Here is a 16164-nt window from a genome sequence, read left to right as displayed (position 1 = left end):
AGGACGGTTGCCGGATCAGGAAATCTGGCCGAGGAATGTCCGCGTGCGCTCGTGTTTGGGGTTGTCGAAGAATTCTCGCGGCGTCGCCATTTCGACGATTTCGCCGCGATCCATGAAGATGACGCGGTCAGCGACGCTGCGGGCAAAACCCATTTCATGGGTAACGCAAAGCATGGTCATTCCTTCCTTGGCCAGATCGATCATCGTATCGAGCACTTCCTTGACCATTTCCGGATCGAGCGCCGATGTCGGCTCGTCGAAAAGCATTATCTTCGGGTTCATGCACAGCGCCCGGGCGATCGCCACGCGCTGCTGCTGTCCGCCGGACAAATGCGCCGGGAACTTTTCCGCCTGCTCGGGAATACGCACACGGGCGAGATATTTGCGCGCCGTCGCTTCCGCCTCCGCCCTGGAAAGACCCCGCACCTTCATGGGAGCCAAAATGCAGTTTTCAAGCACTGTCATGTGCGGGAAGAGGTTGAACTGCTGGAACACCATGCCTGTTTCCTGGCGGACAATGTCGACATTCCTTCCGCCAGTTGTCAGATTACGCCCATCGACGATGATGCGGCCCTTCTGGATGGTCTCAAGCTGATTGATGCAGCGGATCAGCGTGGATTTTCCCGAGCCGGAGGGACCGCATATGACAATGCGCTCCCCTTCCGATACGGAAAGATCTATATCTTTCAATGCCTGGAAGTCGCCATACCATTTGTTGACGCCTTCCATACTGACGGCAATATTGGACGTCCCGCGCGGTTCACTGCTCGCTTTACTATCGGTCACATGGCTCATCGCGAGGAACTCCGCTGTTACTTGGTGGCGCCGACGAAATCCGGCAGAGGCGATTGCAGCCATTTCTCGTGAATCTTGCCCAATTCGCCATCGGCCTTCACCTTCTTGAGGAAGGTGTTGACGAAGGCGAGAAGCTCCGTCGAGCCAGGCTTCAGGGCAATGCCCTGCACCTGCTGCTGCAGCGGGAACTTTTCGTTGAAACGACCGGGCGCGGCCTGCTCGATCTGATTGATAACGACGTTGGATACGCCAAGGCCTTCGACCTGGCCGGAAAGCAAAGCCTGCACGGCGCTCGCATCGTCGTCGAACCGCTGGATGGTCGCATCCTTCGGGGCAATCTTGGTAACGGCGACGTCCTGGGTACTGGCGCGCGCCACACCGATCTTTTTGCCGGACAGTTTTTCCGGTGCAGTCATATCCACATCCTGAAGGCCATAAACGGAAATCTTGATGCCGGCATAGGGTTCGGAGAATGCAACCTTTTCTGCCCGCTCCGGGGTAATGCCCAGCGAAGCAACGAGGATATCCACCTGACCGCTCAAGAGGTAAGGAATACGGTTCGGACCTGTTACCGGAACGATCGTGACCGGTACGCCCAGTTCCTTCGCCAAAAGCTTGGCCACATCGGCGTCGTAGCCGTCGGGCTGATTGCTTTCATTCATGATGCCGAAAGGCGGAAAATCGACGAGCATGCCGATCTTCACCGCGCCCTGCGACTTGATCTGTTCCACGGTCTGTGCCGATGCTGTCGAAAAAATCGCGCCCGCCATCAGGCTCGCGCCAGCCAGGAGCATCATTCCACGTCTTGTCATATTCATTGTCCTACCCTTTCTGTTACGCCGGTTTGTCCCCCGGCTTGATACTGATCAACGTGTGGTTGCACGCGAAAAGCGTTTTTCCATGCGCCGTGCCATGATCGACAGCGGCCAGCAGAGAATAAAATAGAGAACCGCAACCACGCCGAAGACCAGGAAGGGCCGGAATGTCGCATTGTTGATGATCTGTCCGGCACGGGTCAGTTCGGTGAAACCGATGATGGCTGCAAGCGATGTGCCCTTGATCAACTGCACCAGGAACCCAACCGTAGGCGCTACTGCGATGCGGGACGCCTGCGGCAAGATGATATAACGCATGCGACTGACATAACGCAGGCCAAGTGCTGTTGCAGCCTCGCGCTGGCCGGCAGGAACGGCCTCTATGCAGCCACGCCAGATTTCTCCAAGAAAGGCACTGGCATGCAGCGTGAGCGCAATCGCAGCGGCGATCCATGGATTGATCGGCAGGCCGACAATGGTCATCCCGAAGAATACAAGGAAGAGTTGCATCAATAGCGGCGTGCCCTGGAACACGCGGATAAAGCCAACCGAGATCAAGCGGGGGATGCGCAGGTTCGAGACACGTATCAACGCTATTGCGAGGCCGCCTATGCCGCCGCCGACGAAAGCAATTGCCGAAAGCGCAATCGTCCACTGGATTGCGAAAACGATGAAAAGGAATTCGTTCCAGCCGAAAGGTCTGATCATGTCATTCCTCCTATCGGCTCAAAGGATATTTGAACGCCAGGCGTTCGATTGCGGAAAAGATGGCGGAAAAACCCGTGGACATGACCAAGTACATAGCCGTGATGATGATGTAGACTTCGAAGCTGGCAAAGGTTTGTGACTGAAGGTCGTTTCCGGCAGCGGCAAGGTCGTCGGCAGATATTGCCGAGACAACACTCGACGTCAGCATCAGGTAGATGAACTGGCTGGTCAGTGCCGGATAAACGGTGCGCAGTGCCGGCTTCAAAACGATGTAGCGGAATATTTGCAACTTGGAGAGGCCAAGCGATGTGCCCGCCTCCATCTGCCCCTTCTGGATGGATTCGATGCCCGCGCGGATAATCTCGGTGCCATAGGCCCCGAAATTCACCACAAGCGCCACAAGAGCAGCCTGATTGGGAGACATCCGCAACCCAAGAGCCGGCAATCCAAAGAAGATGAAGAATATCTGCACCAGAAACGGCGTATTGCGGATGATTTCGATATAGGCATCGATCACCCAGCGCAGCGGTGGAATGGCCGAGGTTTTTCCCCAGGCACAAATGACCGAAACGACAAGCCCGATGAGCATCGCCGCGCAGGAAAGCTGGATTGTCAACCAGGCGCCGATCAGCAATGTGTCGAACGAATCCAGCACAGGCATGAAATTGAAACTGTACAACGGAAACCTCCCTATATCTCAGGAACGAAGGCCGTTCTCCTCAACGGTTCCCGCTTTTAGATCGATCTAAAGCGTTTTGGCGCTCGCGTCAATCGGCAATTACGCAGGCAGCTTTTTCTACAATCGGGCCGGCGACTTCACCGGGCCGCATGACTGGCGGACGACCAGACCGGTTTTGCGCACCACCCTTTCATAGGCCCGCTGCGGGTCGGCCAGACGATCGAGCAGCAGTCGCGCTGCATTTTCCCCGATCCCGACGGGTCCGGTTGCAATGGAGGTCAGCTTCGGCCTTATCATGTCCGCCTCGGCCACATTATCGAAACCGATGATGGAGAAATCGGGACCGACATTCATGCCGAGATCGTAGAGTCCGCCTGCAAGACCGATCGCAACTACATCGTTGAAACAAATGGCCGCTGTTGGCGGCTCCATGCGCTCAAACAGCAGGTGAACTGCCTCTGCCGCCCTTGAAAGCCGGGACGGCAGTTCAAGGATATTTTCATCGTTGAACCCATGGGCACGCATGGCAAGCTGAAACCCTTCCACCCTTTCCTGATAAGCGGAATGGTACGCTCCCCCGGCGACGAAAACGATTCGTTCATGACCCAGCGATGCGAGATAATCCACGGCGTGCCGCATACCGCCGGAATAATCCGCGCCGGCATAGTCGCCCTCGTCCGGCGAAACATAACGCAGGGCCTGAACCAAGGGCAAAGCCCAGTCCGCCGCCCGTTCAAGGATCGTGACATCCGAACCGGCGGCCGGACAGACAATTAACCCGTCGACGCCATGTTCGCGCATACGGCGGATGATCATGTCCTGCCGGTCGAGCATTTCGTGGCTGTTGGCAAGAAGCACCACCATATTGGCCAATTCAAGTGTTGACTCGATTCCGGACAGGAGTTCGGCAAAAAACGGATTGGTCAGGTTGGGAACGACGACCCCGATCGTATGGCTGCGCTGGGCCCGCATTCGGGCTGCACCCATATTGTAGACATAGCCCAGTCGCTGGATAGCATCCTCGACACGTTTGCGCGTTTGGGAGCCGACCAGAGGGCTTTTGCGAATGACAAGCGATGCCGTTGCCCGTGATACGTTCGCCTCGCGCGCCACATCAAGAAGTGTCACGCGGTTCTTCTTGCCATCATCAAAGGACATGTTCGCCACCTGCATCAACTATGAAATCAGAGTCTGCCGATAGCACGACCTCATTCAAGCTTGAAACAGCAAACCTCGATGTCAGACGTGGGGGCGCTGTTTAATCGCGATTTAGCGCCGGCTACAGCCAATAAGCGCAGCGTTCTTATCGGTATATTTGCTTCTCAGCGTATAGAGCCAACCCTGGCATTCTTCCGTTGAACGGAAGCAGCGATAGAAGGAGTGTGTCGTCAGGAAGGTGCTGCTCACACTGGTATAGCGGCCGAAGAAAATGCGGGAACCGAGTTTGGTGAATTACACCCGGACCCGGCATTCTCGCTGACATTGCTGCGGGGACCTGCCTGAACTTCTGTAGTGATTACAATATTTTGGGTTAATAGACCCAGACCAAACAGGAGAGCAGGAAATAGCCGTTTCATCGCTTTACCTCTCCTCCCCGGCTTTGATGTTACTTTCAGGCTCCACCATCACTAACCTTGCCCTGCGCTCTCTACAGCGCGTTCGCCTTGGCGCTGTGCACCGCTTGCTCCGCAGCACAACGATAGTTCCGGCTGGCCCACTCTTTCAATCGGCCCGTAGCACGGACGGGCAGAATGCCGGGCGCAGACGCATTAATGGCCATGAGTCCAGGGGTTTATGATGGTGGCACCCATGGGAGTGAAATCGGCCACGTTGCGGGTTACGATTGTCAACCCATGCACAAGGGCGCTCGCTGCAATGAACGCATCACGCTCGGGGCGAGGATCAGGCACATGAAGGCGAGCGCAACGAAGCGTGACAGCCATATCAACCGGCACGGTTCGTTCGGAGAACTCCGGAAGAACATGGCCGTCCATCCAGGCCCTAAGGCGTGCCCCCTGTGCCGGGTCGCGCCTCTCCATCAACAAGACTCCAAGATATAGCTCCATGAGTGTGACAGTCGAGATGTAGAAGGTAGCGCCGTCCTGGCCCGATAGCCAGGAAACGACGTTAGGGTTAGCTTTTCCGCCGCCAGCCTTGCGCAGCTCGGAAATAACGTTCGTATCAAGCAAGAACATCAGGAAAGATCAGCCGGGCGCGGCAATTCCCGCGAACGGGGAACCTCGAATTCGATGTCCTCAAGCCCCGGCATGGATAGCGCTTCTACGATGTTCCGGCGCTTGCCTATGATCCGTTGATACTCCTCAATGCTCAAGAGAACCTGGGCCGGCTTGCCTCGGTTCGTGATGAACACAGGACCGCTGCGCGCAGCCTTTTGCGCCTGATTGGCATTCTGCTGAAACTCGCGACTCGACAGGGTTGTAATCGTCATGGCGAACCTCGTCAGCCTGAGAATTGTTGGTACATTAGAACATTGGTATCGATTTTGCAATCCCTTGTGCCACTGAACATCTGTGGACGTTTATGGAAACTTTGGTTTTATTGTAGCGGGCGGGGTGATCTTGATGATCGCCACTTGAGATGGGCAACTGTCATCCCGGGCAAGACTCTTGAATGCAGCCGACAAACATGGCAGACCGGTTGATGTCCGGCTCTGCCTCAGGGTATGAGAGATCTGCAAGGAGACGCGGCGCGTCATGATGAAATCCAGCATCGATCATCTGCCTGAACGCAAACAGCGTGAGCTTGGCCGAATTGTCGAAATCATGCTGGAGGAATTCGAAGATGCCCTGAAAGATTCAACGGCTGATTTCAAGAAAAAGGGCCGCATTCTCAAAATCATCCTGTTTGGCTCCTACGCCCGTAACGACTGGGTCGATGAACCGCATACCATGAAAGGCTATCGCTCGGACTACGATTTGCTGATCATTGTCAACAACCGAAAGCTCACCGACTTTGCCACCTATTGGTACAAATTTGCCGACAGGCTTCTGCATGACAAGGGCGTCGATACGCAGGTCGGTTTCATTGTCCATTCACGCCGGGAGGTGAATACGGCGTTGCGAAAGGGCCAGTATTTCTTCTCTGATATCCGCCGCGAAGGCATCGTGCTTTACGAGCTTGATGACGAACCCTTGGCTGAGCCAAAGCCCTTGACACCCCTCGAAGAATACAAGGTAGCAAAGCAGCATTTTTATACCCGTTTCCCGAGCGGCTTTGAATTCTACGAAACCTACAGGTTTACATCACAAAAAGGATGGCGCGCTAAAGCCGCGTTCCTTCTCCATCAAGCATTAGAAACATACTATGCGTCCGTCCTTCTCACCCTCGGTAACTATGCTCCTCCTTCCCACAACCTGAATTTCTTGCGAACCATGGCGGAAGGGCGTGACCGGCGTTTGGCCGAGGCCTGGCCGCGCGATCAACAGCGCTATCGCGCCTGGTTCAATACGATCAATGAAGCCTATGTGAAGGCTCGCTACTCAGAGCATTATGAAATCGGCGAGGAAGCACTCAACTGGCTTGGCCAGCAGACCGCAATCCTGCATCACCTTGTTGAGACAATCTGCACAGAACATCTGGAGAAGCTCAAACGAGCGGCTGACATGTAACCGCGGTAAAGCCAGTGGCATGTATGGACGGCCTCCGCGTGGCAAGGGGCAATTTGGCGTTTCTGACGCACTGGTCGGGTGTAGCCATGTATTCGGCCTTTGATTGCGGCGTGTTCATGCCGTCCATAGATAGCTGCTGCCATGAAGCCGAACATCAAAACGTGTTTTCCAGCATTTCACTATAAATATCGGTATAAGACTTGGACATTAGCTGGGTGGTTTGATTTGCGCCTTCTCCAGCCTGCCAGGCCGCAAGCCGAAGAATCGTCTCCAAATAGTTCTCCTTATCGCTAACTACTTGGAGAAGTTTGTCGTAAATATCTTTTGGATATTTTCCCTTGATGAGCCAACCGGCACCGGTTTCATGAAGACGCTCACCTACAGCGCCATAATCCAGAGCCAATACGGGGACACCACAGGCCCACATTTCTGTTAATGTATGACAAAATGTTTCCGGCCAAATCGACAGGACTGCTCCAAGGTGTGGTTTTATTTTTCTAACCTTGGCCGTGAAATTATCTCTGTCGTAGCTCCCATGCAGGATTACTCTTTTGCTCTTTGGGAGAGAGCTGTGACCTAAGATATGGAACTCAAATAATTTTTCTGTATCAAGTTCAATAAGAGCCTCAATAAGATGAGCTCCTTTTGCAGGAACAATATTACCAGGAACCAATATTCTAATGGCATCATCATTGCTTTCATACCAATCTGAGAGCTTCGCCATTTCGAGATCACGACCGTGAGGGATGACGGAAAATCTCTTCGTCAAAGTGTCGGGAAAAATCCTTGCTATCTGCTCCTGTGTACTATGTGACGTCGTAACATAGCCATCACAATCATCCAGCATGTGCTTCATAGCGACCTGCCAATCATAGATGGTATGATGCTTCAAATTCGGCATTGATTCTTTGGGCCAAAGCTCAGGTTTGCAATGCCCCTGTGTCGCAGTGCACCTTCCCGCACAAAACTCCATGTTCTCATCAAGGAGTTTAACTGTTGGACAGATCGTATAGAAATCATGAAATGAAAATAGAACGGGTATTCCTAAAAAACGGCATATTTTCGGGAGTTTCAGGCTATGCCAGCCAATGTGACGGATATGTACCAATTTGATATCATATGCAGAAAGTATCTCGCTTAATATGCCATCGTATTCTTGCGATGTATGAGGAAATGGCTGGATCTCTTCGGTAAGTGTAATTGTCTCCAACCGATTCATACCGGAACGATCAATCTTCGAAAATTCGATAACCTGCGAGTCGCATCTCAAGAGAAATGGTTGGTATTCATTTGAAATCGCTTCCATCAAATCGGCGTTTGTTTGTGGCGTTCCCCCACTTAATGTAGAAATCACAAAAAGCACGTTTGGCTTAGCCACATCCTTATGCGGCGCGATATTTATCGCGTTCCCCCTGCCTCTCCGAACGCCTCTCCACGCACTGCTATAGTATCGATATCTGGCTAGGGTCAAATGTGGCGTTGCTACCCACCATGCCAATCTACCAGGAATAAATAGTGCCCGTTGCAAAGGTCGAGGTAAGACTTTGAATATTGAATTCAACACTTCTCGAGAATGTTCCAAACTATGAGTACGTAAAATGTCAGGACGGTACCATTTTTTTCTATTTGGCGCTGCGTTTGCCGTTGTCTGGCTTGCCGGAGAGCTGCTTTCGGCGCACAAGCGTGCTCGCAATATCCGTTGGCCCAAACTTAATTGTATCGGTGATACTTCCTCCGACCAAGCCATGCCTCGGTTTCCTGACTAATTGCGGTATTTAACTGCAAACCGCTAAACTAGGCCCTTAGTAGATTAAATCTGATTGAGAACTCAACCTCCCTCTACAATCAGGTGCAATAAATACTATCGCGCACTTGAAAGTTTCCATACAGCACTGAATGTGCAGTGCTTGGACGGTACGGGCTACCTAAAACGCTTCCGCGACGGGGCAAAGTTTTCGAATACGTCCATGCTCCATATGCATAATCTTATTACAAGTCTGCTTTAAAAGATTGTGATTGTGGGAAGCAATCACCATAATCCCAGCCTCTTTCACCAAGCTTTGCATTCGCGCTTTAGCCTTTTGTTGAAACTCCGTGTCTCCTGCCCCAATCCACTCATCTAGTAAGAGGATCTCTGGTGTTACTGCTGTTGCTATTGAAAAAGCCAAGCGGGCCGCCATGCCTTGAGAATAGCTTTTGTAGGGCATATCAATGAACTCTCCCAATTCACTAAACTCAATTATATCGTCCATTCGTTCGTTGATAAGATCATTGCTCCAACCATTTATGAGCCCGCGCAATACTATGTTTCTGCGACCGGTAGCCTCTGGCCTAAATCCTAGACCAATGTTGAACAAGGCATCTACTCTGCCCTCAACGGTAATGTTTCCAAAAGTAGGTTGGTAAATACCAGCCAACATCATAAGTAATGTCGATTTTCCAGCACCATTGGAACCAATTAGCCCCAGCCTGTCGCCAGGCAGCAGAGAAAAAGAAATGTCGTTCAGGGCACGAAGAACCTGACGCTTCCTGCTAAGTATGAAATCTCCCCCCACAGAACTCTTAAGAGACTTGGGTTCCCCTCTCCTACGAAAACTGGGAATCATGCGCCGTTTTGACTGCATGCGATATTCCAAGGTGAGGTTTTCAACAAGTATCGAAGACATCATCAATAAACCTAAAGCCAGAACACTATATGCCGTCGAGTTGCAGCGAAAATCAAAATAGCGAGTACCCAAAGTGAACCGGTCATAACGATGCACTCCAACCAGAAATCCCAAGGGATTCTATTCTCTATAAATGGCACACGAAACACTTCAATATAAGCGGTTAGCGGGTTAAGATTCGCGATAGCTGCGCGGTGAGTGCCTGGGGATGGTGTCCAGATTACAGGTGTGAGGAAGAACGTAGCGCGCATGATATTATCAATAATTTGCTTTACATCCCGCGTGTAAGCCCCGAGGGACCCAAGCAAAAGCTGCACGGGGATGGCGGTTAATGCGTATAGAATAAGAGCCGGAATAGCGCCCAAGAAATGCCATCCTGTTGGATAGCCATTCCACAAAAGAAATATCATGGCAGCGATAGCTGCAAATCCATCCAATATAAAATTGCGCGCCATCACGTGATAAGTGAACAACGATAATGGCAGCTTGCTCCCCTTTATAAAGGATTCTTGAGAGGTAAATACTGAAACACCCTGTGTGATTATTGCGGAGATGAAGTTCCAAGCAAGTAAACCAGTCACGAGATGTGCAATATAAGCGTGAGCTGGTCGATTCGAATCAAGTCCAAATACCAATAGGATCGCCAACGCAAAGAATGAAAAGGAGAAAACAGCCCACAGGACCCCAATACTCGTATGACGATACGAGTCCAGAACATCTTCTTTTGCCAGCGCAAGCCACAGACGATATCGCTGAAGCCCGCCCCATATATCTTTCAACGCGATTACCAACAAATTAATTACGGTCGAGTACAGACTTGATGTACCTTCTTTATCAACCAAGTTATTGTTTAACGGCTGTTCCAAAAGTCCATCCATGTTTTTATCGGAGCGTCGGCTTTGATAGTTTGGACACTAATTCGAGCGTTGGTCATATAGCGATTGGACTGCCGTTGGTCAACGCAACGCTTTCTCGAGTGGCCATTTCACCTCTTACCGATCGTTACAGCTAGCCTAATGAGAAATCCTCACTATCCCGACTCAAGTTAGGAGAATAAAAGGGATCATCCTTTAAATTCCAAGTCGACGCCATATAGCTAGCCTCTCGTGCATACCTCCGCCTTTTCTCCAGACTATCTTCGGCTCCCCGAGAAATACTTTCTAAGTGATACAACTCTGCAAAAGGCGTCCAAACGTGACTATATCCAGCACGACTTAATTTCAGGCAAAAATCCACATCATTAAATGCTATGGGCAGGTTTTCTTCATCAAGCCCTCCTACCTCATCGTATCGGCTTTTTAAAACCACCAAACATGCCCCCGTAACGGCCGAATAATTTTGATGGATTTTCAGTCTATAATCATAGCCGGGATGCTGACCTGGGAAATGCTTGTGAGGGTGTCCAGCCACTCCGCCAATTCCCAAAGCAATACCTGCGTGCTGGATCGTATCATTCTCATAATAGAGTTTCGCGCCGACACAACCTACTTGAGGTTGAATTGCCCAAGATACCATCTCTGTCAGCCAGTACGGCGAAATTACTTGAATATCATTATTGATGAGTCCAACTATATCCCCTTTTGCTGCTGCAACTGCAATGTTATTCATCGCAGAATAATTGAACGGAAATGGGTATGGTATTATAGTAATGTTCTCTGTATTCTTAATTTCCTCAATATATTCTATTGCTTCTCGCTCCACTGATCCGTTGTCGACTATTATAATTTCGTAGTTCTTATAAGTCGTTTTACTAATAATGGATTCCAGACATCCGCGTAAAAGCTCAACCTTATCACGAGTGAGAATTATCAGGCTGACCAGGGGCTCAGGCTGCGGGACTTCAAATCGTAATCGGCAATAAGGTGTTTCCTGAGCATATTCTACCCTTGCTGGCAGGTTTGTTCTACTGACGTGTTCTTCCAATACATCGCGTGTTATTTCACGTTTATCGACCAGAGCGCGGGCTCCTTTGGAACTCTGCAGACTTGCTTGCCTAGAGTGGTACAGGACCTTAGGAATGTGAAATATGGCGTCAGCGCCAACTAACTCTAAGATACGCAGCGCCAAATCATAATCCTGATCCCCGTCGAATTTTGACCGCCAACCGCCAACTGCCTGGATATTTTTAGCTCGATGGAATGTTAAACGGCCCAAAAAATTATGGCTCTGGAATTGAGCAAGGGAGAAATCGCTTTTGAAGCGAGGCGAGAATCGATGCGAACTCTCATCCACTTCATCTTCATCACTGTATACAATTTCTGCTTGTGGATGTTCTTCAATTTTCGAAACAAGTTCAAGGAAAGCAAGGTCGTTTAGTATATCCATAGGATCAACCACAACTATCCAGTCACCCGTAGCAACGCTGAGCGCTGTATTACGTATATGGGAAAGAGAATTTTCTGTAGCGACGGCGGTTTTGATTATGGCGTCATTATGTAGGTTTGCCTGGATCAGTTCTTCTATACTCACCTGAGAGGCTTCCGTATATGCTATACAAAGCTCCCATCTTCTGTAGATTTGAGCAGTAAGGCTTTCCAGCGTCTCTCGCAAAAGTGCAGTCTTGACTGGCATCTGTAATGGAAGAATGACTGAAACTAGGGGGGCCTCGTCCGTATATAGCTCCGAGGCAGCTTTCGGCCGTTTCTCGTTCGTTTCAATCCACCGTGAGTAATTGTACGCTCCGATTGTCTTCGGATACAGAATCCTAGAAATTAGTGCAGTGAGACCATTGTTCCAAACAAAATACACTCCACTCTTTAATACCTTGGGGAAACTCTCTCTTTTATTTATTATCGAGTATGTCTTTTCGAAAAAGCTATATAATACTGTGAATATCGATTTACGATATACTGTGGCTTGGATGATACCGGAATCTAGTGTAACGGTCTTTGGTGACAACCTTAATGTACTTACTTGATCGATTACTATGAAATCTGCGTAGGTTTTGCTACTATTCCTGTGAAATTGTAGATACGTTACCTCCCAATTATCCTTTAGATTCTTCGTTGAAAGACGTACACTGGTGAATCTAGCATTTTCGTTGGCCGCCTCCAGAACAAGACGATAGTTGCCTGGAGCAAGCCATGACGTTAGCTGCCACTCCATCTGTGCTGGTGAGGCCTCTGTATCGAGATCATTGCTGACAATGAGGCTCGCCAAGCCTAGCCGTTCTCCCATTCCGAAAAACTGGCCAAAGCAAGTCCATAGTCGAGCAACCTTACTTTGCATTTGACAAAGCGGTCTTTGGAACTAGTCTCATCTCACTTTCTCCGTAGAATTATGCCCATTCTTCATCGCTACTTTGTTCTAGAGATTTGCCCATACCTTGGCAATTTAATACCCTATGGTTTCATGGGGCATCGCAATCTATTGGTGCAAGCCAGCCCTGTAGTTTCTAGATTTTGATACGCAAGCGATTGGCATATTGCGTCAATTATGCGAGATGTCTGCGCCAGAAACTGATACAGCCCATAAGATGCGGATTGGAATTTTTCGATGAAGATTGCGATGATCGGGACCGGATATGTCGGTCTGGTGTCGGGAGTGTGCTTTGCCGAGTTCGGCTTTACGGTCGCATGCGTAGATAAAAACCCTGCTATCGTCAAACGCCTGCAAGCGGGCGAAGTTACCATTTTCGAGCCGGGTCTGGATGAGCTTCTGGCACGTAATGCGCGCGATGGCCGGCTGACGTTCACAACAGAGCTTGCCGAAACTGTTGCTGAAGCCGATGTGATTTTCGTTGCCGTCGGCACGCCCTCAAGGCGCGGTGATGGCGAAGCGGACTTACAGTATATTCACGCCGCTGCCGATGAAATCGCTGCGGCAATGAAGCCGAACGCAGTTGTTGTCATCAAATCCACAGTGGTTGTCGGCACAAATGCCGATGTGAGGGATCGTATCGCCAAGGCACGGCCGGGCGTGCCGTTCTCAATGGTGTCCAATCCGGAATTCCTGCGTGAGGGCTCAGCAGTCGAGGATTTCCTGCGGCCGGATCGTGTTGTGGTTGGCGTGCATGATGATGCGGGTGCTGCTGCAATGAAGCGGGTCTATCGTCCGCTTTATCTGCGCGAGACACCCATGATCGTCACAACGCTGGAAAATGCCGAGATCATCAAATATGCGGCCAACGCTTTCCTCGCGATGAAAGTCACCTTCATCAATGAGGTCGCTGATCTTTGCGAGAAGAGCGGCGGCAATGTGCAGGATGTTGCCCGTGCGATTGGCATGGACAACCGGATCGGCTCAAAGTTCCTGCATGCAGGCCCTGGCTTTGGCGGTTCGTGCTTCCCGAAAGATACCCGTGCCTACGCCGCGACGGGGCGTAAGATGAATGCACCTCAGACACTGATCGAGCAGGTCGTCACGGTTAATGAGCAGCGCAAGCGTTCAATGGCTGAGCGGATCGTGCAAGCCGCAAAGAGGAGCGGTGCCAAGTCCGTTGCCGTGCTCGGAATAGCATTCAAGCCCAACACGGATGACATTCGCGAGTCCCCGGCTTTGGACATTGTTCCCGCCTTGCAGAGTGCAGGCCTTGCCGTGCGGGCACACGATCCTGAAGCCCGTAGCGCAGCGGAACAGGTTTTGACAGGTGTTACCTGGTGCAAATCGGCTTACGACGCCATCGAGGGAGCGGGCATTACTGTGCTTTTGACGGAATGGAATGCCTATCGCTCGCTCAATCTGAAGACGGTTTCACAATTGATGAGCGGCAATATTCTGTTCGATCTGCGCAATGTCTTCAATGAACAGGAACTGGAAGGTTCAGGCCTTGAGTATTACTCTGTAGGCCGGCCTCTGTCGTGCGGGCGCTCCCGTGTAAAATCTGACCCATAGCGCATCCTTCCATTTCTGGTCGAATAATGCACCATCAAATGCCGGGACCAAACACCTAGATCTTTTCCAAATTGGCGGGACGAGAAAAGACTCCGGTCTCCAGAAAGACCTCGCTCAGTTCGATTTAAAGAGAGCATTTTAGAACTCCGTGCTAAGGAGTTACTTGGCCAACAGAGAAAAGCAACTCAGAAAATTGCAGAATTGCAGAGAGGCCGTGATGAAGATCATGCTATCTACCTGCAAAGTGTTCAAAAAATGGAACATTTGATCGCAAATCAAAAGAGCCAATTAGAGGAGCTGCAGATACTTAGAAATAATGAAAACATCAATAGTTCCAAACAGATTTCAGAACTAAAAAATTTAATTATAAACACGGAAAGCAACATGCGCGCTGCTCAGCAGTCTTATGCAGCAGAGCAGTCAAAATCTACTGTGCGTATCCGAGAATTAGAAACAGACCTTGACATAAAATGCCAGAAGATAGACGGTCTACTTGCATCTACATCATGGCGCATTACAGCTCCCATTCGGAAGGTCAAGAGTCTCTGGAAGAAGGCTGCTTCATCCGAATGACTGAATTCCATGGCAATTTCCTCGTTGTGGGTTAGGCATAAGTGCAGAGAGATTCCAATGCAAACCCCGTGGATTTTACGTCACAGATCAGTTAGAGACGGCCTGAGCGAGACAACCCCGATGGAAGCCCTGTGGCATTAACCTTGAACAAACCAATCGCAGCGGCGCCGACAAACGTTTTATTGACATACAGCGCCAATATACAGAGCCTACGAGGGCTCGCTGCCCTTGCGGTGGTCCTCTATCACACCGCTCATTACTTCAATGTAGTCTCTGGCGTTGATGCATATCTCAGGATTTTTCCCGAAATCTACGGTCTTTTTGGCGTAGCGATCTTCTTTGCGATATCGGGGTACCTTATGGCTGAACTAATTCATAGACAGCCGCCCGGAGAGTTTTTAATACGCCGGATTGTTCGCATCTATCCGACATTAATAGTTGCGACCGGAATAGCACTTTCATTTAGGTCAGCAGCTTATCTGGATACTTGGCAGTTCCAGAGCGTTACCATGGTTCCAGTCGGACCTACGACATATACGCTCGCAGTTGAATGGACCTTGATAAGCGAAGTGTTCTTTTACGGGCTGCTGTTTATTATTGCGATAGGAGGTCTCAAGCGTTTCATTCCTACTCTGGCCGTCATGTGGACCGTCCTGATTATATGTAACGCCCTATTCGCATCCAGCTTTATATCTATAGGAAAAGCATATATTGCTGATGTTCCTTTGATGCTTGCCAATGCTGGCTTTTCATCAGGCCTCCTGATCCCCGAAATAATCCGACGTTATAATAACAAAACCATCTACTTCTGTTTGTTCGTTGGATCGGTAGTGGCGTGCCTGTACATCCTACCAACTAACTTCATACGCGTCACCGCTGGGATGGGTTCTGCCTGTTTGGTTGCTGCATTATTAAATCTTCGCATCAATTTGCCACGTCACCTTGACGATTTCCTGGAAAACCTCGGTGATTGGAGCTATTCGCTCTATTTAATTCATGTGACCGTTGTACTAGGGCTGCTCAAAAGCACGCCCGAGATATCGCACTACATTCTGTTTCCCATTACGGTGATAGCTGCTGTCACAGCGTCTGCGATCTTGGGTCAGCTCGATATATACATGCACAATAAATCGAAAGCGCTTTTTAGAACCGATCGCTCTGGTCTTTGGATAGTAACATCATGCTTGTTCATAGTAATCTACTTATCCATCGCCTTACTAGCATATTTCTGGTGACATTGTGACCTGACCTGGTGTGGTGGACGGCCTCCGCTCCCGGCATCGCAATGTGCCAAAGTGTGGCTGTCGAAAGTCACATAAGGGAGAGCCGTCTATGGAGAATGACGTGCTCCCGTTAAATTAGTCCATTCTCAACTGGAATTTTCCAATAATGCCCCGGTTACGGGCTGAGGAGAAACCGATGAAGAAGACGAAGTTTACAGAAGCGCAGATCGCCTTCATTTTGAA

15 protein-coding genes are annotated in these 16164 nt (G+C 50.2%); 4 read left to right on the top strand and 11 right to left on the bottom strand.

All coding sequences use genetic code 11. The annotated features are described in order from the left end of the window. Positions 1-15: 15 nt before the first annotated feature. The 7 genes from ABKW30_RS27745 to ABKW30_RS27715 form a co-directional block, all read right to left on the bottom strand. A complete protein-coding gene (locus ABKW30_RS27745; protein WP_348602193.1) occupies positions 16-795 on the bottom strand; it encodes an amino acid ABC transporter ATP-binding protein in 780 nt (259 codons plus the stop codon). Positions 796-812: 17 nt separating this feature from the next. Next, positions 813-1613: a transporter substrate-binding domain-containing protein gene (locus ABKW30_RS27740; RefSeq protein ID WP_348602192.1), complete on the bottom strand. Its 801-nt coding sequence runs from the start codon at positions 1611-1613 to the stop codon at positions 813-815. A gap of 48 nt (positions 1614-1661) precedes the next feature. Then, positions 1662-2318 carry an amino acid ABC transporter permease gene (locus ABKW30_RS27735; protein WP_348602191.1) on the bottom strand — a complete coding sequence of 219 codons (657 nt, stop codon included), beginning with the start codon at positions 2316-2318 and terminating at the stop codon, positions 1662-1664. Between the two features lie 10 nt (positions 2319-2328). Further along, positions 2329-2997 (bottom strand): amino acid ABC transporter permease, encoded by a 669-nt coding sequence (locus ABKW30_RS27730; protein ID WP_348602190.1) that lies wholly within the window; start codon positions 2995-2997, stop codon positions 2329-2331. Between the two features lie 117 nt (positions 2998-3114). Next, the gene (locus ABKW30_RS27725) at positions 3115-4155 is read right to left on the bottom strand and encodes a LacI family DNA-binding transcriptional regulator (RefSeq protein WP_348602189.1); all 1041 of its coding nucleotides are present in this window, start codon (positions 4153-4155) and stop codon (positions 3115-3117) included. A 611-nt stretch (positions 4156-4766) separates the two neighbouring features. Beyond that, positions 4767-5195 (bottom strand): type II toxin-antitoxin system VapC family toxin, encoded by a 429-nt coding sequence (locus ABKW30_RS27720; RefSeq protein ID WP_348602280.1) that lies wholly within the window; start codon positions 5193-5195, stop codon positions 4767-4769. Then, the gene (locus tag ABKW30_RS27715) at positions 5192-5446 is read right to left on the bottom strand and encodes a type II toxin-antitoxin system prevent-host-death family antitoxin (RefSeq protein ID WP_348602188.1); all 255 of its coding nucleotides are present in this window, start codon (positions 5444-5446) and stop codon (positions 5192-5194) included. The genes ABKW30_RS27720 and ABKW30_RS27715 overlap by 4 nt, the downstream gene beginning before the upstream one ends. A gap of 268 nt (positions 5447-5714) precedes the next feature. Here ABKW30_RS27715 and ABKW30_RS27710 point away from each other — a divergent pair, with 268 nt between their 5' ends. Then, the gene (locus tag ABKW30_RS27710) at positions 5715-6626 is read left to right on the top strand and encodes a nucleotidyltransferase and HEPN domain-containing protein (protein WP_348602279.1); all 912 of its coding nucleotides are present in this window, start codon (positions 5715-5717) and stop codon (positions 6624-6626) included. Between the two features lie 154 nt (positions 6627-6780). Here ABKW30_RS27710 and ABKW30_RS27705 read toward each other — a convergent pair whose 3' ends face one another. The 4 genes from ABKW30_RS27705 to ABKW30_RS27690 form a co-directional block, all read right to left on the bottom strand. Further along, positions 6781-8004 carry a glycosyltransferase gene (locus tag ABKW30_RS27705; RefSeq protein WP_348602187.1) on the bottom strand — a complete coding sequence of 408 codons (1224 nt, stop codon included), beginning with the start codon at positions 8002-8004 and terminating at the stop codon, positions 6781-6783. Positions 8005-8551: 547 nt separating this feature from the next. Further along, positions 8552-9295 carry an ABC transporter ATP-binding protein gene (locus tag ABKW30_RS27700; RefSeq protein ID WP_348602185.1) on the bottom strand — a complete coding sequence of 248 codons (744 nt, stop codon included), beginning with the start codon at positions 9293-9295 and terminating at the stop codon, positions 8552-8554. A gap of 8 nt (positions 9296-9303) precedes the next feature. Further along, a complete protein-coding gene (locus ABKW30_RS27695; protein WP_348602184.1) occupies positions 9304-10170 on the bottom strand; it encodes an ABC transporter permease in 867 nt (288 codons plus the stop codon). A 130-nt stretch (positions 10171-10300) separates the two neighbouring features. Next, the gene (locus ABKW30_RS27690; protein WP_348602278.1) at positions 10301-12397 is read right to left on the bottom strand and encodes a glycosyltransferase family 2 protein; all 2097 of its coding nucleotides are present in this window, start codon (positions 12395-12397) and stop codon (positions 10301-10303) included. Between the two features lie 390 nt (positions 12398-12787). Between ABKW30_RS27690 and ABKW30_RS27685 the strand changes: the two genes are divergently transcribed. From ABKW30_RS27685 to ABKW30_RS27675, 3 genes are all read left to right on the top strand, one after another. After that, on the top strand, positions 12788-14125 hold the full coding sequence (locus tag ABKW30_RS27685) for a UDP-glucose/GDP-mannose dehydrogenase family protein (RefSeq protein ID WP_348602183.1): 1338 nt from the start codon (positions 12788-12790) through the stop codon (positions 14123-14125). A gap of 201 nt (positions 14126-14326) precedes the next feature. Then, positions 14327-14698, top strand: a complete 372-nt coding sequence (locus ABKW30_RS27680) for a hypothetical protein (RefSeq protein ID WP_348602181.1) — start codon at positions 14327-14329, stop codon at positions 14696-14698. A gap of 131 nt (positions 14699-14829) precedes the next feature. After that, complete coding sequence (locus tag ABKW30_RS27675) at positions 14830-15933, top strand: acyltransferase (RefSeq protein ID WP_348602180.1); 1104 nt, start codon at positions 14830-14832, stop codon at positions 15931-15933. The last annotated feature ends 231 nt before the right edge of the window (positions 15934-16164 follow it).

The sequence above is a fragment of the Phyllobacterium sp. SB3 genome, assembly GCF_040009165.1.
Classification (GTDB): Bacteria; Pseudomonadota; Alphaproteobacteria; order Rhizobiales; family Rhizobiaceae; genus Phyllobacterium.
The sequence above is the reverse complement of the archived record's forward strand: the minus strand, read 5'-3'. Positions and strand labels throughout refer to the sequence as shown.